Source organism: Acinetobacter sp. IK40 (assembly GCF_035615075.1).
In the GTDB taxonomy this organism is placed as follows: Bacteria; Pseudomonadota; Gammaproteobacteria; order Pseudomonadales; family Moraxellaceae; genus Acinetobacter; species Acinetobacter courvalinii.
The window spans coordinates 596650-613475 of sequence record NZ_JANBOE010000001.1 but is presented as its reverse complement, the minus strand read 5'-3'; the positions used below and the strand labels follow the sequence as shown (position 1 = coordinate 613475).

17 protein-coding genes, 1 tRNA gene and 1 pseudogene are annotated in these 16826 nt (G+C 40.8%); 12 read left to right on the top strand and 7 right to left on the bottom strand.

Annotation, left to right across the window (positions count from 1 at the left end; translation table 11 throughout):
• The first annotated feature begins 2 nt into the window (after positions 1-2).
• The gene (locus MSG93_RS02995; protein ID WP_324620518.1) at positions 3-362 is read left to right on the top strand and encodes a lysozyme inhibitor LprI family protein; all 360 of its coding nucleotides are present in this window, start codon (positions 3-5) and stop codon (positions 360-362) included.
• On the opposite strand, the gene MSG93_RS02990 is transcribed toward MSG93_RS02995, so the two are convergent.
• Complete coding sequence (locus MSG93_RS02990; protein ID WP_324620516.1) at positions 359-2203, bottom strand: phage tail tape measure protein; 1845 nt, start codon at positions 2201-2203, stop codon at positions 359-361. The genes MSG93_RS02995 and MSG93_RS02990 overlap by 4 nt on opposite strands.
• A gap of 6 nt (positions 2204-2209) precedes the next feature.
• Between MSG93_RS02990 and MSG93_RS02985 the strand changes: the two are divergent.
• Positions 2210-2623, top strand: a pseudogene (locus MSG93_RS02985) (AAA family ATPase); the annotation flags it as partial.
• 141 nt (positions 2624-2764) lie between these two features.
• Entirely contained in the window at positions 2765-2983 is a 219-nt protein-coding gene (locus MSG93_RS02980) for a hypothetical protein (protein WP_009515247.1), read from the top strand.
• Between the two features lie 6 nt (positions 2984-2989).
• Here the strand turns inward: MSG93_RS02980 and MSG93_RS02975 are convergent, their stop codons facing one another.
• Both MSG93_RS02975 and MSG93_RS02970 read right to left on the bottom strand, forming a co-directional pair.
• The gene (locus MSG93_RS02975; RefSeq protein ID WP_324620513.1) at positions 2990-3820 is read right to left on the bottom strand and encodes a hypothetical protein; all 831 of its coding nucleotides are present in this window, start codon (positions 3818-3820) and stop codon (positions 2990-2992) included.
• Between the two features lie 99 nt (positions 3821-3919).
• Positions 3920-3996 (bottom strand) — tRNA-Ile (locus MSG93_RS02970).
• Between the two features lie 278 nt (positions 3997-4274).
• Here MSG93_RS02970 and MSG93_RS02965 point away from each other — a divergent pair.
• Together MSG93_RS02965 and MSG93_RS02960 are read left to right on the top strand one after the other, a co-directional pair.
• Positions 4275-4820, top strand: coding sequence for a 1-acyl-sn-glycerol-3-phosphate acyltransferase (locus MSG93_RS02965; RefSeq protein WP_262764799.1), 546 nt, complete (start codon positions 4275-4277; stop codon positions 4818-4820).
• Between the two features lie 143 nt (positions 4821-4963).
• Positions 4964-5713, top strand: coding sequence for a YebC/PmpR family DNA-binding transcriptional regulator (locus MSG93_RS02960; RefSeq protein WP_005285173.1), 750 nt, complete (start codon positions 4964-4966; stop codon positions 5711-5713).
• A 43-nt stretch (positions 5714-5756) separates the two neighbouring features.
• Here MSG93_RS02960 and MSG93_RS02955 read toward each other — a convergent pair whose 3' ends face one another.
• Positions 5757-6227, bottom strand: coding sequence for an Lrp/AsnC family transcriptional regulator (locus tag MSG93_RS02955; protein WP_004771770.1), 471 nt, complete (start codon positions 6225-6227; stop codon positions 5757-5759).
• Positions 6228-6686: 459 nt separating this feature from the next.
• Complete coding sequence (locus MSG93_RS02950; RefSeq protein WP_005285169.1) at positions 6687-7457, bottom strand: glutathione S-transferase family protein; 771 nt, start codon at positions 7455-7457, stop codon at positions 6687-6689.
• Positions 7458-7816: 359 nt separating this feature from the next.
• Between MSG93_RS02950 and MSG93_RS02945 the strand changes: the two genes are divergently transcribed.
• The 7 genes from MSG93_RS02945 to ychF all read left to right on the top strand — a co-directional run bounded on the left by MSG93_RS02945 (position 7817) and on the right by ychF (position 15442).
• Positions 7817-9028, top strand: a complete 1212-nt coding sequence (locus tag MSG93_RS02945) for an SfnB family sulfur acquisition oxidoreductase (RefSeq protein ID WP_324620508.1) — start codon at positions 7817-7819, stop codon at positions 9026-9028.
• A gap of 13 nt (positions 9029-9041) precedes the next feature.
• On the top strand, positions 9042-10265 hold the full coding sequence (locus tag MSG93_RS02940) for an SfnB family sulfur acquisition oxidoreductase (protein WP_324620506.1): 1224 nt from the start codon (positions 9042-9044) through the stop codon (positions 10263-10265).
• Positions 10265-11677: an LLM class flavin-dependent oxidoreductase gene (locus MSG93_RS02935; protein ID WP_324620504.1), complete on the top strand. Its 1413-nt coding sequence runs from the start codon at positions 10265-10267 to the stop codon at positions 11675-11677. Before MSG93_RS02940 ends, MSG93_RS02935 begins: the two co-directional genes overlap by 1 nt.
• A 26-nt stretch (positions 11678-11703) precedes the next feature.
• Positions 11704-12534: a MetQ/NlpA family ABC transporter substrate-binding protein gene (locus tag MSG93_RS02930; RefSeq protein ID WP_324620502.1), complete on the top strand. Its 831-nt coding sequence runs from the start codon at positions 11704-11706 to the stop codon at positions 12532-12534.
• Positions 12535-12545: 11 nt separating this feature from the next.
• On the top strand, positions 12546-13616 hold the full coding sequence (locus MSG93_RS02925; protein ID WP_324620650.1) for a methionine ABC transporter ATP-binding protein: 1071 nt from the start codon (positions 12546-12548) through the stop codon (positions 13614-13616).
• Positions 13597-14256, top strand: a complete 660-nt coding sequence (locus tag MSG93_RS02920; protein WP_009515246.1) for a methionine ABC transporter permease — start codon at positions 13597-13599, stop codon at positions 14254-14256. The genes MSG93_RS02925 and MSG93_RS02920 overlap by 20 nt, the downstream gene beginning before the upstream one ends.
• Positions 14257-14350: 94 nt before the next feature.
• Positions 14351-15442: a redox-regulated ATPase YchF gene (gene ychF / locus MSG93_RS02915; protein ID WP_324620498.1), complete on the top strand. Its 1092-nt coding sequence runs from the start codon at positions 14351-14353 to the stop codon at positions 15440-15442.
• Between the two features lie 88 nt (positions 15443-15530).
• Here ychF and MSG93_RS02910 read toward each other — a convergent pair whose 3' ends face one another.
• Together MSG93_RS02910 and MSG93_RS02905 are read right to left on the bottom strand one after the other, a co-directional pair.
• A complete protein-coding gene (locus MSG93_RS02910) occupies positions 15531-16100 on the bottom strand; it encodes a hypothetical protein (protein ID WP_324620649.1) in 570 nt (189 codons plus the stop codon).
• 140 nt (positions 16101-16240) lie between these two features.
• The gene (locus MSG93_RS02905) at positions 16241-16774 is read right to left on the bottom strand and encodes a DUF962 domain-containing protein (protein ID WP_324620496.1); all 534 of its coding nucleotides are present in this window, start codon (positions 16772-16774) and stop codon (positions 16241-16243) included.
• Positions 16775-16826 lie beyond the last annotated feature (52 nt).

Genomic DNA, 16826 nt, shown 5'->3' with positions numbered 1-16826 from the left:
CTATGTATAAACTTATATTGATTCTAGCAACTTCATTTTTTAGCTCATTTATATACGCTCAAAATTGCGAGCTTAAATATAAAAATCCAGCTATGGTCGCTGATTGCTATGAAAAAGAATCGTTAAAAAAGGTTCAAGATAAATTTAATCAATTATCCTTAATCTCTAAAGAGCAAATTTCATACAATCCAACAGTACTTACTGAACTCAATACTTCTCAAAAAGATTGGTTAAAATATCGCGATAGTTACTGCAGAACATACAGCAACTACCACTCTGAAATGAATAACCATTCAAACTGTATAGTTGATTTGAATAATAAAAGAGCTGAACAATTACAGTCTGATATTGATTCAAATTAACCTATAAAGACACCGCGTGCCCCTCTTGCCATAAATACCATTGAATTCTCTTGCTGACGCTTTACTGCGTTAGCAGAATCAATTGGATTGCTTGCACCATTAATAGTCATATCAGTTTGATATGTCTGATTAACTACAACATTACTTGCTGTCAAACTATCTGAGTTATTAACCATTGACTTATGAGGATTGCCTGATGGTGGACCATAAGTACCTAATGATTTATTAACATCAAATGCTGAACTTGTGAGATTTCCACTATTTTCAGCAAGCTTGTTTGCAGTGTTGTAGTGTTTTTTAAATATACCTGCTTGTCGTAAAACAAACTGTTGTGGAGTTTCTCCTTCCTTCATTCCATTTTGACGCATCGCCAAAATTCCTTTTTTTGATGCTCCATTTCCAGATAATGCCCTAGCAAAAGTCTCTGCACCAATATTATGAGCAAGATATAAGTTTTCACCTGTAATAGGTAAACCATATTTCTTTAATATCTTGGCATTTTGTTGGGCCAATAAACCAGTCGCTAAAGTGTTAATACGTTTGTCATAACGTGGATCATTTGATTTTCTAAAATTAGATTTATCAATTTTAGTCATTCCAATGTCTTGACCATCTTCAGTAGCTGCTAATCCATTCCATGTTGATTGAATAAATTGACCTGTTCCTATTGCACCCGTTGGTGACATTTTCCCGGTCCATCCAGCCTCCATTTTGACAAACCCTCGTAATACATCCTCGGGAATTCCATATTTTTTAGATGATTCTTTAATATAACCATCCACATCTTGGCCAAAGCTGAAAGCATATTTCGAAGAGCCACCACCTACGGCACTTTTAACGGCACCAACTGCAGCTTTTGCCGCACCGGTTGCAACAGACTGATAACCGATTTCACCACGTTCACGCTGATCGACACGCGTCTGGGCATCTGCATTACCAAACCAATCCAATCCCTTATCAACCAATGAAAATGCAAAATCAGTAACACTGGCCACTTTATCCTGAGTCGGGGTTACTTTCTTCGGATCGGCTGGATTAATGTACTTATCGACAGCCTTGTTAACTGTCTCTGCAGTTTTTTTAACACCCTTATCAACTTCCGTAGCCACCTCTTTTAAAGCACCAGCTGGATCTTTAATAATCTTCTGGACAAACTCGATTGTCTTATCCTTGATCTTATCGAGAATATCCAGAAAATCTTTGATCTTGTTGATGATGGTATCAATACCATTGGTCCACTTTGACCAGTCAAACAGTGACTTTCCGCCTTCCTTCCACGTTTTATAATCATCGTAAAGCAAGGCCAGTGCAGCACCCAACGCCAGAATGATTCCAATCGGGGAAGCCAGGAATGCCAGTCGGAATAATTTGAGCAGTCCGATGAATGTTTTAAAGGCCGGTATGAACTTAAGCAGCAAACCTAAGGACTTGGCCATAGCCCCAAACATCAGAATCAGCATTGCAAAGCGCAAACCTACGGCGAGACCTTCCTTGATTTGTGGATTCAGTTGAGAGAATGCATGAATACCGGCTTGGATTAATTGATTTAGTAATCGCAAAATTGGAATTAAAGCTTTACCCGCCTGCATGACAATGACCTGAAATCCAGTTTTGGTCATCATGGTCAGATCACGGTATTCGGTCATGAACTCATTGCCCGACTTAGCCAAGTCATCGTTCATGCCGAGTTCTTTTTGGATCTTCTGGTATTTTTCCATGTTGGCCATGAATTTACCGTCACGCATGGCCAGCAAGGTTTTTTGATCGATACCAAGGGAATTGGCATAAGCATTGGCTTGGTAGGCAGGCATCTTAGATAAAACACCGCTTAGATCCTTCATGACTTCAACACGCTCACGCCTGAACAATTGGCTACAGCAAAGGCTGTTGAAGATTTAGAGAACTGGAAACAGAGCTGTGTTGAAGCTGAGCATGCTGGCGATTTAAATCAGCTTACTGAGTCTTTATGCAAAGACCACATGTACTACCAGAATATGCGCCAAATCATGCTTGCTCGGTCTAAAGAGCTTGGGTGCACTTTTGATAAAAATCAAAACAAGTGGATCGGTCAGCCTGAGTTCCAAGGTATTTCGAATGCTCAACGCGATGAGTTGCTTGGTTTCATCGATGAGCGCGGTCTGGATACTAAAACAGTCTGTGAGCACCTGGGCATTGATAGCCTTTTGCAGATAGAAGCTAGAACCTTAAACGCCGTTAGAAAAGACATCGACAACATGGCTAAACAAGGCGTTCGATCATGAAATTCAACTATTCCACCATTACCAGAACACTCACTGTGTTCGGGGGCAATATGACTCATATTTTCGACAATGTAAATGAGTCAGAAATTCTGGCCCTCGTAGCCAATGCAAAGTTTAAAGAAGCGACTTGGAGAAAATAAGATGCAAAAAATCCAATTAAAACCAGAAGAAAAATTGCAGCAATTAATTGAATCTGGCGCAAGCTTAGTCAACTCAATAGATGCTGCAACAATCTTGGGTTATAAGCCAAATACACTTCGCGTTTGGGCAAGCACAGGAAAAGGCGATCTCAAGCCTGTGTTAACAAAGAATGGAGCCAGATGGCGTTTAACAGATATTCGTAATCTTATAGGGGCTTAGGCCCCTTTATTTATTATCTAAAAGGTTTACAAACTCTTCTCCTTTAATTACTAAATAATTACCATTGCTGATATTTTTTATAAAAACATATTTCCCGTTGAAATACTCCACTTTAAGCTCCCCATTTATATTTTGTTTTTCAGCTAATCTTTTAATAATTAATGTTTGATTTTCGAGTTTTTTGAAATCAAAAAAATCTGTATAAATAGTTTTCAACTCTTTAGATGAAGTGAAATAAAATATCAAAAAGAGGATTACCGGGAGTGTAAAATAACCTAATTTCATATAAGAAAGTGTCCATTTCTTTAAAAAACCAATATATTCAGAATCATTAATTTCAAATGGAGAAACTTTATCCTTAAAATAATATAAATAAAAAACAATATAATAAGATCTTAAAAATGCCAGTATTATTAATATCTTAAGCAAAATAGTCATAAAACTAACTATTTTAACATTTAAATCAAAAGGATTAAAAAATAGTAAAATCATAATAGTAAATTCAATAACTATTAATGTTATAGGCCTAATTAAATTAATTAGAATATTCGACTTACACCAACCTAACGTAATTTTTTGAAAAAAATCTTCTTTTTCAAATAAATTTTGGGCAAGAACATAAAGGAAAAAAATTATTAGTAAGCTAAGAAAACCATCTGGTACAACTTGCTCTATGGCAAAAAACCTAATAAATGAAAAATCCATACTAATTAGGATAAAAAATTGTATTACCCCTCCTAGCACTGTAGGTAATAATATCCAATCTTTCCAACTAAATTTAACTAAAATTTTCGATATTTCAAAATTGGTTTTTTCATTTTTTTTTATACTAAACATGACCACACCTTTTTTTATCTTACTGATTACATAGTGATTACATGGAATCTGGCATTAAAAAAGCACTTACAATAAATACATGTAAGTGCTTGATATATATGGTGGGCCCACACAGACTTGAACTGTGGACCAACGGATTATGAGTCCGCTGCTCTAACCAACTGAGCTATAGGCCCTATAAATTTCCATCATATTGATATGATGAATGCTGCCTGATCTTAGTCAAATTTAACTTCAATTACAAGCAGATGATTTTATCAAACTACCTAAAAAAGTGTTAAAAATCATAAACTGCGCTGATTCTATCTGATCTGGCTATAATGAGTAAAGTAAATATTGCACGGTTTTGATCATTTTAAAGCCATCCAAATTACTGTTATCTGGTGTTTTCGGATATGTATTTTCCTCAAAACTCGTATTAAACTGCGACCACGCACAGCCAATGATCATGGATATGAAAAAGTTTTTAGGAAAATCTATTTTTAAAGCAACAGGTTGGACATATAACGTTGATCCAGCAATCTTGGAGAATAAACAAGTCATTATCGGTTTTGAGCATACCTCTAATCTCGATACCATCCTCTCTCTAGCTTTATTTGAAATTTTAGAGATTAAAATTCATACGCTTATTAAAAAAGAATTATTTAAAGGTCCATTAAAACCAATTTTACAACGTTTAGGTGGCATTGCTGTAGACCGCAAAGCCAGTAAAGATATTGTCACGCAAATGGTGGAGCTATTTAACCAGAATGATCGTTTTAATCTGGTGATTGCACCGGAAGCAACCCGTGCTAAAGATGGTGAAGCGCGTAAACCGATCCGTACCGGTTTCTGGCATATCGCCAAAGCAGCCAATGTACCGATCATTCTGATGTATGCCAACGCCCGAACCAAGCAAGGCGGCATTTTGGGTAAAATCTACCCGACCGAACTGCAACAGGATCTGGAAAAGATCAAGGCGCTGTATGCGGAATACGACATAGATGTAAAAATTAGCTAATGGCCCCTGTCTATTTGTTCAATCTTTGATACTTGAGCAAGATTTTAAATTTTGAATATCAGTTCGGGCAGTTTTCAACAAAACCTTGGCTATGCTAATATTCCTGCACTTTTTTGAGTTTTAATTTTTTTGGAGTTACTTCCATGGCGGGTCATTCTAAATGGGCCAATATTAAGCATCGTAAAGCTAAACAAGATGCAAGTCGCGGTAAGGTTTTTACTAAATACATCCGCGAAATCGTAACTGCTGCGCGTTTAGGCGGACCAGATGCTGCAAGCAACCCACGTTTACGTGCTGTTGTCGAAAAAGCACTTTCAGTCAATATGACACGCGACACCATTAACCGTGCGATCCAGCGTGGTGCTGGCGGCGAAGATAATGATGATTTAAAAGAAGTAACCTATGAAGGTTATGGTGTTGGCGGTGTGGCCGTTATTGTCGAAACCATGACCGATAACCTGAACCGTACCGTGCCAGATGTTCGTCACTGTTTCTCAAAAACCAATGGTAACTTGGGTACTAATGGTTCAGTGGCTTATCTGTTCACCAAACGTGGCGAAATTTCTTTTGACGATGTGTCTTTAGAAGATAAAGTCATGGAAGTTGCTTTAGAAGCAGGTGCTGACGATATCGAGATTGATGAAGACAGTATCTTGGTAATTACCAGCCCGGAAAGCTTTGGTGACGTTCAGGATGCACTTACAGCTGCAGGTTTAAAATCTGACAACGCTGAAGTTGTGATGAGCCCATCGACTAAAGCTGAAATCACTGATATTGATCAAGCTAAACAAATCATGAAAATGATTGATATGCTTGAAGATCTTGATGATGTTCAAAACGTGTATACCAACGTTGAATTCTCTGAAGAGGTTTTAGCGCAACTTGATGCCTAAACCTTTCTGCCGAGTAAAAAATGCATCTGTTTAGATGCATTTTTTATAGCTTGTTTAAAAGTTTATAGCAGTTAAAGACATTATATTCCTTAATCACAAAGCTGGAATGCAGCGCCACCACACTGTCGATCTTTCCAATACGGCGCAACAGGATTTCACTATAGTCATCCATATTGCGGGCCACCAGTTCCAGGATAAAGTCAGCGCTCTGTCCGGTCACCAGGAATGCATTGGTCACTTCCGGAATATCTTCCAGTTCCTGCAAGAACTTATCAAAAGTTTCACTATCGTGTTTGCTCAATGAAACCTGCAAAAGAATATGTAGGCTAAAGCCCAGTTTATTAAAATTGATTTCTCGTTTGAGCTGTCCCATCACTTGGGATTCGATCAGATTTTTAATGCGTCTATGCACTGAACTAACCGAAAGGTTAATACGTTCTGATAGCTCATTCAGATTGACATCTTCATGGGTCAAAATTTCAAGAATTTGTTTATCAAAACGGTCTAATTCCATTTTACAGTCCTCATGTGTTATCTCGGTTTTTTCGGAACTGTTTACCACCAGTAATTTTTAAGGGTCAAGGGAAAACATTCGTTTAACTTTTGACAATGCTGCATGGATAACGCAAACATGATTCCGATAAACTTGTGGTTTATCTTTGTCTCAAAGCCGAAACAAGACCTTTTGAGCAACTGTTCAACTGATCTCCCAATAGCTGAACAACTCGTTTCGATCCCCATCACACCCTGAAACATAAGATAACAAAGCCGTTTTATAATTATTTCCCTCTTTTCAGTTTTTTTAAAGTAAATTTGGCAATAATTTCTACTATTTTCAGCTTAAAACGAATTTTCTTTTAAAAATTAATTTTATTCACTAATAATTTTTTACTTTTGTGGCAGTTTTTCTATTTTCTTTCTCATAAAAAAAGCCCCGATGATTGCATCAGGGCTTTTTTACAGCATCATTTACTTATAACCCGCGCCAATCGACGCGTGCATTACGCTCCGTGGCATAAATACGCTGTACATATTGTCCAATCGGTAAATCAGACAATTCGTCATAATATTGTTTCAACTCACCACTGAACTGTTCAACATCATCATTCTCCAGCTCCCAAGGGGTGCCTTTAACCATCAGTAAAGGGGCGAGAATTGAACAGACTGCAATATCAGCCAGCCCCAGACGGTCACCCACCAAATAACGTCCTTGATTATCAATCAAACGCTGGTTGAGATCGGTAATCAGCTCGGTCATGCGTAACTTGGATTGTGCTACTTTTTCAGGACTTAACTTATAATTGGTTGACACCAGACTTTTTAAGATCGGCTTGGAAATTTTTTCAAACTGTCGTAAATAGCCCTGTTCCCCCATCATGATTTCAAGTGGATGATCACCCACTGATAAGGCATGCGCCAAAGACCAGCGCCGGACATGTACACCCAGCTCATCCGCCAGCTTATCAATCTCCAAAGCCTGTTCACGCAACTGTTCATCACGTCTGAGTAATGCATGTTCAGGATAGGTCGTATCAAGATATAAAGCGATTTGGGTTGAATCAGCAATCCAGTGTTTATCATCCTTCAACATCGGCAGTAAATACTGCCCCGATTTAAGAAAGGTAAAGGCGCGATGAAAACCAGGAATCAAATTATGTGCAACATAGTCCAATTCCTTATGATCTAACAACCAGCGAGCTTTTTCACAATAGTGAGATAAAGGAAATTGGTATAAAACCCGCATAGACTCTCCAGATTTATTTTTCTACTCGATCAAACATAAGGTTTTTCATACTTTAGAAGTAAAAGCCAATGAATACAATGTCCTTTTTGCTCGATCTTTTTTAATTTTGGCGAGTTTGCTTTATAAATATTCCTGTTGAGATTATTCATTTCTTTCATAGAAAATACGGTTTCCCTTTGAGCAATAAAAAACCAAACACGACTAAATAACTGTTTTTAATCAATATTATATATCTATTTTTCTGTTATTTTTCTCATAAAAAATGCTTAATAATTATTGTGATAATTAAGCCATAACTGATGGTTTAGTGGAAAAGTAAAACTTTTGTAAAGTTCCTCTTATCTATTAGAGGTGCTCACATGTCCAGTAATCAATCAGTGATCCACGCGCAAATACAACTGATTTCAAATGATCAGCAGGCCATTAATGCTGCCTATCAAGTTGCTGACTTTGCCTTAGAAGAGCGCAATATACGTGATCAAAACCGTATACTACCTACAGAACAAATCATCCAGTTTAGCCAAAAAGGTCTTGGTGGAATCCGTGTACCACAGCAGTATGGTGGGGCTTTTGTTTCCAATAAAACCTTGGCCCACGTGTTCCGTATTTTAAGTAAAGCCGATGCCAATGTTGGACAGATTCCTCAAAACCAGTTCGGGCTACTCAATTTTATCAATATCACCGGTTCAGATGCCCAAAAGCAGTTTATCTATACTGAAGTCCTTGCAGGTAAACGGATTGCCAATGGCGGGCCTGAAAAAAACTCCAAAGATACCAAAGCGATTCAAACCACATTAACGTTGCAAAATGGTCAATATCTTTTAAACGGGGAAAAATTTTACTCTACAGGAACCAGCTTTGCAGATTGGCTAGCCATCCGTGTCTTACATCCAGATGGTCATACCGTACTGGCAATCATTGACCGACATGCTGCGGGCGTTGAGGTCATTAATGACTGGAACGGCTTCGGTCAACGTACCACAGCCAGTGGAACAGTTAAACTCCACAACGTCATCGCTGATCCGGCCTTATTTTTTGATGAACGCATTATCGCGGATACTCCAAATGTTCGCGGTGCGTATTCTCAACTGTTACAAGTCGCGATTGATGTTGGCATTGCCGAGGCTGCCTTTGATGACACCTTGTCCAGCGTGCGTAAAGCGCGTCCGGTTATTGATGCAGGTGTAGAAAAAGCCAGTGAGGAACATTACACCTTACAAGAAGTTGGCAAACTCAATATTCTGCTCGATGCTGCCATTTTATTACTGGACAATGCTGCCGAATATCTGGAAGAACTGGATCAACTCACTGAGATTTCTGCCGAGCAAGCCGCCCGCGCTTCGATTTTGGTCGCGGAGGCGAAAATCTATGCCAATGATGCAGCCCTGCACATCTCCGAGAAACTACTCGAACTTGGCGGTAGCCGAGCCAGCCTGAGCCAACATAATCTTGATCAGCACTGGCGCAATGCCCGTGTGCATACCCTACACGATCCTGTGCGTTGGAAATTCCATGCGATTGGTGACTATTACCTGAATGGTACTCACCCTGCCCGCCATGCCTGGATTTAAGGAGAAAATCATCATGACCTCATATCAAGAATTACAAGGTTTTGCCAAGCCGCATTTAAAAGCGGCACATATTATTCAAAGCGATGCAGAGGCATTGGAGATTGCTACACAACTGAGTCAACAGTTCAGACAGGCCGCAGTTGAACGTGATGCCAATCGCAACTTGCCATTTACCGAAATCGAAGCGTATAGCCAGTCAGGTTTATGGGCGATTACTGTACCTAAGCAGTATGGCGGTGCAGAGGTTTCAAGTCTTACCGTTGCCAAAGTGATTGCCCTATTTAGTGGTGCGGATGGTTCAATCGGTCAAATTCCACAAAACCATTTTTATGCATTGGAAGTATTACGCAATACCGGTACCGAAGCACAAAAGCAGCGCCTCTATCAGGAAGTATTACAAGGTGCACGGTTTGGTAATGCGCTGGCTGAATTTAAAACACGTACCTCAGCACATAAACAAACCACATTGATTCCAAGCGAAAACGGTTATCTGATTCGAGGGGAAAAGTTTTATTGCACAGGCAGTTTATTCGCCCATCGTATTCCAACCTTAGTGCTGGATGAGGCGGGAAATGAGTTTCTGGCTTTTGTACAACGAGACAGCCAAGGTTTAGAATTGATTGATGACTGGTCTGGCTTTGGGCAGCGGACTACAGGCAGCGGCACAGTCAAGTTTAATCAGGTCTTTGTTGCCAAAGAGGATGTGATTCCGTTTGATACCGCCTTTAAGCAACTATCTTTGGTCGGCCCATTTGCTCAAATCATGCATGCTGCAATTGAAGTCGGGATTGCCCGTGCGGCCTTTGAGGAAACCTTGCAACGCGTGCGTGTCGCTCGCCCCTGGATTGATGCCAATATTGAATCAGCAACCCAAGATCCTTTAACCCTATCTGAATTGGGTCGTGTCGCAACCGATGTCAAAGCCAGTGAATTACTCCTCAAACAGGCAGCTCGATCTGTTGATGCTGCCAAACAGGATCTCAATCCAGAAAGCTTAGCCAAAGCCTCAATTGATGTTGCCAAAGTTCGTGCGCATAGTAGCGAAACTGCATTAAAAGCATCATCGAAACTGATTGAACTTGCGGGCAGTCGTGGTAGTCAACGTGCCGATGGGCTGGACCGTCACTGGCGTAATGCGCGTGTACACACCTTGCATGATGCTGCACGTTGGAAATATTACTTTATTGGTAATTATGTATTGAATGGCATTCTGCCTCCACGTCGGGGGACATTATAATGACGCAAACCACTGCCAAGAAAATTTTACTGAACGCCTTTGATATGAACTGCGTCGGTCATATCAATCATGGCCTATGGACACATCCACGTGATCAGTCACATCGCTTTAATGAGCTGAATTATTGGACTGAATTGGCACAGACCTTGGAACAGGGTCTGTTTGATGGCCTATTCCTCGCCGATATTACCGGTGTTTATGATGTCTATCAAAATGGTATTGAGCTGACCCTGAAAGAATCAATTCAACTGCCAAGCCATGATCCGTCTACCCTGATTTCAGCCATGGCTTTGGTCACAAAGAATTTGAGTTTTGGTGTTACGGTCAATCTCAGCTATGAACAGCCCTACCAATTTGCACGGCGTTTTGCCAGTCTCGATCATTTAACCCAGGGTCGTTTGGGCTGGAATATTGTCACCGGCTATCTGGATAGTGCCGAACGCCTGATTGGACAAAAAGGCTTAAAAGATCATGATGCGCGTTACGATCAGGCCGAGGAGTTCTTACAGCTTTGCTATCAATATTGGGAAGGTTCCTGGGAAAATGATGCTTTAAAGAAAGACAAACAACAACGCGTTTTTACTGACCCCAATAAAGTCCACTCGATCAATCATCAAGGGCAATATTACCAAAGCCAAGGGGTATTTCAGGTTGCGCCATCGGTACAACGGACTCCCACTCTCTTCCAGGCAGGGGCTTCACCGAAAGGACTACAGTTTGCCACGCGTCATGCCGAATGTATTTTTATTGGCGGTGATCAACCCGAAAAGATTCGTCAGCAAGTCAATAAAATACGACTACAAGCACAGCAACAAGGTCGAGATGAAGATGCAATTAAAATCTTTGTCGGCATTACCGTGGTTGTGGCTGAAACACATGAACTTGCCCAGCAAAAACTGGCTGAATATCGTCAATATGCCAGCCCAGAAGCAGGTTTAGCACATTATGCCAGTTCAGTCGGTATTGATCTTGCCAAGTTTGCAGATGATGAAGCGATTCCGTATCAAAAGAGCAATAGCATTGCTTCAGTCAATGAGAAATTTAAAGAACAGCGCATCAGCAAAAATGATCTAAAAGCCCAACATGTGCTGGGTGGACGTTATCCCCTGATTGTAGGGAGTGGTGCTGAGGTTGCGAAATATCTCATTGAGCTGCTCGATCAGACCGGTATTGATGGTTTTAACCTGACCCGTACGGTTGCACCTGAATCACATCATGATTTCATTCGACTGGTCATTCCAGAGTTACAACAACGTGGACGGTATAAAACTGAATATGCCACAGGTTCATTACGCAATAAGCTTTTTGCCCAAGGCGATCATTTAGCTGCCAGCCATCCTGCCGATCAGTTCCGATGTAGACCGCATAACAACACAGATACCCTAAAAATAATTGAAGAAATTAGTGCTTAACATTAAAGAAAAAATTGGAGAAATATATGGCTCAAACAGCCTCTAAAAAATGGCTCGGTATTGGCCTGGTCGTTGTTGTTGCGATTATTGCCTTACTGGTCTGGAATAAACATAGACAAAGCAGTAATAGTGAACTGGTAATTGGAATCAGTCCTTCTTTTGCCCATCCGCTTCAAGTCGCAGCGGATGAAGCCAAACAACAGGGATTAAATGTCAAACTGGTCGAGTTTTCCGACTGGAATACCCCGAATATCACCTTAAGTCATGGCGATATTGATGCGAACTTTTTCCAGCATCAGCCCTTTCTGGATAATGCCATTAAAGAAACCGGCTTTAAGTTAAAGTCATTTGCTGCGGGTGCGGCGTCACATGTGGGGCTGTATTCAAAAAAATATAAAAGCTTTGAGGAACTGCCAAATGGCGCCACTGTTGCCATTCCGAATGATCCCGTCAATCAGGGCCGCGCATTACTCCTTTTACAGCAAGCCAAGTTAATTGAACTGAAAGACAGCAATAATCATCTTTCTGCACTGAAAGACATTAGCGCAAATCCGAAGAACCTGAAATTTACCGAAGTTGAAGGACCGCAAACTGCACGTGCCATTGATGATGTTGATCTCGCGTTTGGTTATCCGCATTACTTACGTTTAGCCAAAACGGCTGATCCTGAAAGTGCCTTGTTGTTTGATGACAACACCAATAAGCGTTATGCGATTTTATTTGTGGTGCGTGATGACTATCAGGACAAAGACAACAAGCTACAGAAATTTGTCGAGATTTATCAAAACTCGCCAAAAGTGAAAGCGGCCTTGGATAGTGATTTCGGTCCAACGTTGTGGTTCCCTGGCTGGAAATAAGGAGAACGATGATGGTGAGTTTTGGTTCACAAGTCGATTTTTCAGTTCCACACCTGAAAATACGCGGTTTAAATAAGTTTTATGATGTACAGGGCCAACGCTTACATGCCTTAAAAGACATTCATCTTGATATTCCCAAAGCACAAATTGTTGGGATTATCGGAAAAAGCGGAGCAGGTAAATCTTCCCTGCTGCGTACCTTAAATGGCCTAGAACCCATTGATACCGGCAGTATTCTGATTCATCAGCAAAATATTGCTGAACTCAGCCATGCCGAGTTGATCAAGACCCGACAGAAAATTGGCATGATTTTTCAGCATTTTAATTTAATGTCTGCCAAAACGGTGTGGGAAAATGTAGCTCTACCACTACGTATCGCAGCTTATGACAAGGCTGAGATTGAGCAACGGGTCAGTGATGTCCTGACACTGGTAGGTTTGGATGCAAAGCGACATGATTATCCCTCCCAACTGTCGGGAGGACAGAAACAGCGTGTCGGTATCGCACGTGCTTTGGTGTCGCAACCTGAAATCCTGCTGTGTGATGAAGCCACTTCTGCACTCGACCCGGAAAGTACCGCAAACATTTTGGCTTTGCTGAAACAGATTAACCAGGACCTTGGTTTAACCATTGTTTTGATTACCCATGAAATGCAGGTCATCCAGGAGATTTGTGATCAGGTGATCGTGATTGATCAGGGTGAAATCGTTGAGTCAGGGCAGGTCTGGTCGGTATTTTCCAATCCGCAACAACAGATCACACAGGAATTACTCAATTTTGAGCAGGTAAATTTACCTTTTGAACTGAGTCCAACCATTCTGCCTCAAAGTACCCATCAGCTTTTAAAACTGAAATATGTCAGTGAATCGAAATCGGTGCCTGATTTTTATGAATTACTGGATAGATTTAACAGCCCCGTTCAGGTGTATTACAGTCAGATTGATACTATTCAGCAGCATAGCATTGGTTGCTTAGTCATTGGGATTGGCAATCTCGAATTCGATCTGAACAGCCCCCAATTTGCAAAACATCCAGCCATAACACAACTTGAGGTGATCGGTTATGTACAATCAACTCATTGATCTGTTACTGACAGGCACCACCGATACCCTGATTATGGTTGGTGTTTCTGCGATTCTGGCCTTTTTGATTGGTTTGCCGATTGCCTTGATTCTGGTCAGCACCGCCGATTTTGGCATTTATCCGTCCAGGAGAATCAATCAGTCCTTAGGCTGGATCATTAACATCACTCGATCAGTCCCATTCCTGATTTTAATGGTGGCTTTGATTCCGTTTACCCGCTGGATCGTCGGAACCAGTTATGGTGTGCTTGCCGCAATTGTACCTTTGACTATCGCCGCGATTCCGTTCTTTGCCCGTATTGCCGAGGTCAGTCTACGCGAAGTCGATCAAGGGCTGATTGAGGCAGCACAAGCAATGGGCTGTAATCGCAAGCAGATTCTTTGGCACGTGCTGCTCCCGGAAGCATTACCCGGAATTATCGCAGGTTTTACCGTGACTATTGTCACCATGATCAGCTCTTCTGCCATTGCCGGTGCAATAGGTGCAGGCGGTTTAGGCGATATCGCCTATCGTTATGGTTACCAGCGTTTTGATATGCAAGTGATGCTTGCTGTGATTTTAGTCCTGATCGTTTTGGTCATGTTGGTGCAGGCCACTGGCGATCACATTGCCCAACAACTGGATAAACGCAAAGTTTAAGCCCGAATGGATCATCTACTCTAGCCATGACTTTGTCATGGCTTTCATGTAAAATCAGCAGCAATTTTTATATTACACATTTGTGAGTGGTTTCATGGGTTTTAATTGCGGTATTGTTGGTCTGCCAAACGTAGGTAAATCTACATTATTTAATGCATTAACAAAGGCAGCGATTGCTGCTGAAAACTTTCCGTTCTGTACCATTGAACCGAACACAGGCATCGTACCCGTACCAGATCCACGTTTGGACAAACTTGCTGCGATCGTAAAACCACAACGTATTTTACCAACCACGATGGAATTCGTTGACATCGCCGGTCTGGTAGCAGGTGCATCTAAAGGTGAAGGTTTGGGTAACCAGTTCCTTGCCAATATCCGTGAAACAGATGCGATTGCACACGTGGTTCGTTGCTTCGAAGATGAAAACGTCATTCACGTAAATGGTAAAATTGATCCATTAGATGATATTGCAACCATCAATACCGAACTTGCTCTAGCTGACCTTGATACCGTTGCTAAAGCATTGTTACGCTTAACTAAAGCGGCAAAAGGTGGCGATAAAGAAGCGCTTGCAACCAAAGCAGTTTTAGAAAAAATCCAGCCTTTACTTGATGAAGGTAAACCGGCACGTGCCGCTGACCTTTCTGATGATGAGCGTAAAGCAGTGCGTGGTTTTGGTTTAATGACCCTTAAACCAACCATGTATATTGCCAACGTAGCTGAAGACGGTTTTGAAAACAACCCGCATCTTGAAGCAGTACAAAAGCTCGCTGCTGAAGAAAATGCGATTGTTGTGCCACTTTGCAACCAGATCGAAGCTGAAATTTCATTGCTTGAAGATGAAGATCGTGCTGAATTCCTTGAAGCAATGGGTATGGAAGAACCAGGTCTAAACGTGGTAATTCGTGCTGGTTATAAACTGCTTGGTCTACAAACTTACTTCACTGCGGGTGTACAAGAAGTTCGTGCCTGGACAGTGAAAGTGGGTGCAACTGCGCCACAAGCAGCTGGTGTGATTCACACTGACTTTGAAAAAGGCTTTATCCGTGCTGAATGTGTTGCCTATGATGACTTCATTCAATTTAACGGTGAGAATGGTGCCAAAGAAGCGGGTAAATGGCGCTTGGAAGGTAAAACCTATGTCATTCAGGATGGTGATGTCTTGCACTTCCGTTTTAACGTCTAAGTCAGTATTCTGATAGCTAAACCGCCAATGAGAAATTTATTGGCGGTTTTTTTATTTGCACAATAATAACTAAAATTTTAATAGCCCATTAATTCAATAATTTTTGCAATTGTCGAATTACATATTGACGCGCTTTTTTTTGCTTAAAGATTGTCGGAATATGTAATAAAAAGAAAGAATAACGATATTTTTTGTGATCCCGTAAGGATTCACTTAAATACTCATAAAGCTCTACTGCCGCTTCGCGATGAAATGCCCATAAGGGCTGATGCCTATACATAACTACATAATAGGCATCATTCGGCCAGTTCAGTTCATGCTTTTGTTTGTAACCACAAGACTCACAGATTACCCCACCCCGACTTTGCATCGAATAGCGTGTGTTCCAAGCCGTTGAATCATAGCCTTCTGGCATATCTTGAATTTGCTCAATTCTGCTAGAAAGATTCGGATAATAAAATGCAGCATGCCAATAACTACCGCAATAGTCCTGAAAACGTGCGTATTCAAAATCTGGATGAGATTGAAAGTAACCAACATCTTTTTTCAGATGTATCTTTGCCAATCGTGCAAATTCAAAATCTGCCCTGGCCTGACATGCGGGACATTTAATACTTAATTTGGAAGGTAATGACCAATATTCATAGATTCCTGTCATGTGTTCTTTAATTCTGACCACCACATTTGAATAAATATAGATTAGCAACTGAATGACTTTTTTAGAATCCTTAAATCTAATAAATGAAAAAGCCAAGCTTAATTGACTTGGCTTGACTTTGTATATTTGATTTAAGCACATCAAGATATGGTCTGCGGCTTCATATCCATTTCCGCACGTTTCATGTGTGCTTCTTTTAAAATCTGCTGGTGTAATGGCTTACGAAAGCCAAGCAAGAAGATGAATTCAGCCAGCACAAATAACGGTCCAATGGCCAAACCAATCACATCATCAACAAAAGCAGGCTTTTTCTTTTCAAAATAATGCCCCACGAATTGAAACACCCAGCCCACCACAAAAATACCGATACTGGCCCCTAGCCAGCTCCACATGGATAAAGCCGCAATTTTTACGGCCAAGGGATAAGCCAAGACAAAAAGAATCAACATCAGGCCACCAAACAGCTTATCCAGTGAAATATAGTAAATGCTACTTACTACGATGAGCAGCATGGCTAATGTGATTGAAAAGCCAGAAATTTCGATACCTGCACGTGCCGTTAAACACAAAATAGAAAAAACAATTAAAGGAATACCCACAAAATGGGTCACAATATTATTTCGATCCAGATGATAAGCTGCATACTGGCTGAGTAGACGTTCCAGATTTGTCATTTTTCTTTCCTCATATCATTCGTTTATGCTGTTAATCTATAACAAATAGCGT

What these genes read in the sequence shown, in the direction of transcription:
- MSG93_RS02935 (WP_324620504.1), top strand. Translation starts at nt 10,265, where the DNA reads ATGACGCAAACCACTGCCAAGAAAATTTTACTGAACGCCTTTGATATG.
- MSG93_RS02955 (WP_004771770.1), bottom strand. Translation starts at nt 6,227, where the DNA reads ATGGAATTAGACCGTTTTGATAAACAAATTCTTGAAATTTTGACCCAT.
- ychF (WP_324620498.1), top strand. Translation starts at nt 14,351, where the DNA reads ATGGGTTTTAATTGCGGTATTGTTGGTCTGCCAAACGTAGGTAAATCT.
- MSG93_RS02990 (WP_324620516.1), bottom strand. Translation starts at nt 2,203, where the DNA reads ATGAAGGATCTAAGCGGTGTTTTATCTAAGATGCCTGCCTACCAAGCC.
- MSG93_RS02945 (WP_324620508.1), top strand. Translation starts at nt 7,817, where the DNA reads ATGTCCAGTAATCAATCAGTGATCCACGCGCAAATACAACTGATTTCA.
- MSG93_RS02925 (WP_324620650.1), top strand. Translation starts at nt 12,546, where the DNA reads ATGGTGAGTTTTGGTTCACAAGTCGATTTTTCAGTTCCACACCTGAAA.
- MSG93_RS02965 (WP_262764799.1), top strand. Translation starts at nt 4,275, where the DNA reads ATGAAAAAGTTTTTAGGAAAATCTATTTTTAAAGCAACAGGTTGGACA.
- MSG93_RS02960 (WP_005285173.1), top strand. Translation starts at nt 4,964, where the DNA reads ATGGCGGGTCATTCTAAATGGGCCAATATTAAGCATCGTAAAGCTAAA.
- MSG93_RS02940 (WP_324620506.1), top strand. Translation starts at nt 9,042, where the DNA reads ATGACCTCATATCAAGAATTACAAGGTTTTGCCAAGCCGCATTTAAAA.
- MSG93_RS02905 (WP_324620496.1), bottom strand. Translation starts at nt 16,774, where the DNA reads ATGACAAATCTGGAACGTCTACTCAGCCAGTATGCAGCTTATCATCTG.
- MSG93_RS02920 (WP_009515246.1), top strand. Translation starts at nt 13,597, where the DNA reads ATGTACAATCAACTCATTGATCTGTTACTGACAGGCACCACCGATACC.
- MSG93_RS02930 (WP_324620502.1), top strand. Translation starts at nt 11,704, where the DNA reads ATGGCTCAAACAGCCTCTAAAAAATGGCTCGGTATTGGCCTGGTCGTT.
- MSG93_RS02910 (WP_324620649.1), bottom strand. Translation starts at nt 16,100, where the DNA reads ATGACAGGAATCTATGAATATTGGTCATTACCTTCCAAATTAAGTATT.
- MSG93_RS02995 (WP_324620518.1), top strand. Translation starts at nt 3, where the DNA reads ATGTATAAACTTATATTGATTCTAGCAACTTCATTTTTTAGCTCATTT.
- MSG93_RS02980 (WP_009515247.1), top strand. Translation starts at nt 2,765, where the DNA reads ATGCAAAAAATCCAATTAAAACCAGAAGAAAAATTGCAGCAATTAATT.
- MSG93_RS02950 (WP_005285169.1), bottom strand. Translation starts at nt 7,457, where the DNA reads ATGCGGGTTTTATACCAATTTCCTTTATCTCACTATTGTGAAAAAGCT.
- MSG93_RS02975 (WP_324620513.1), bottom strand. Translation starts at nt 3,820, where the DNA reads ATGTTTAGTATAAAAAAAAATGAAAAAACCAATTTTGAAATATCGAAA.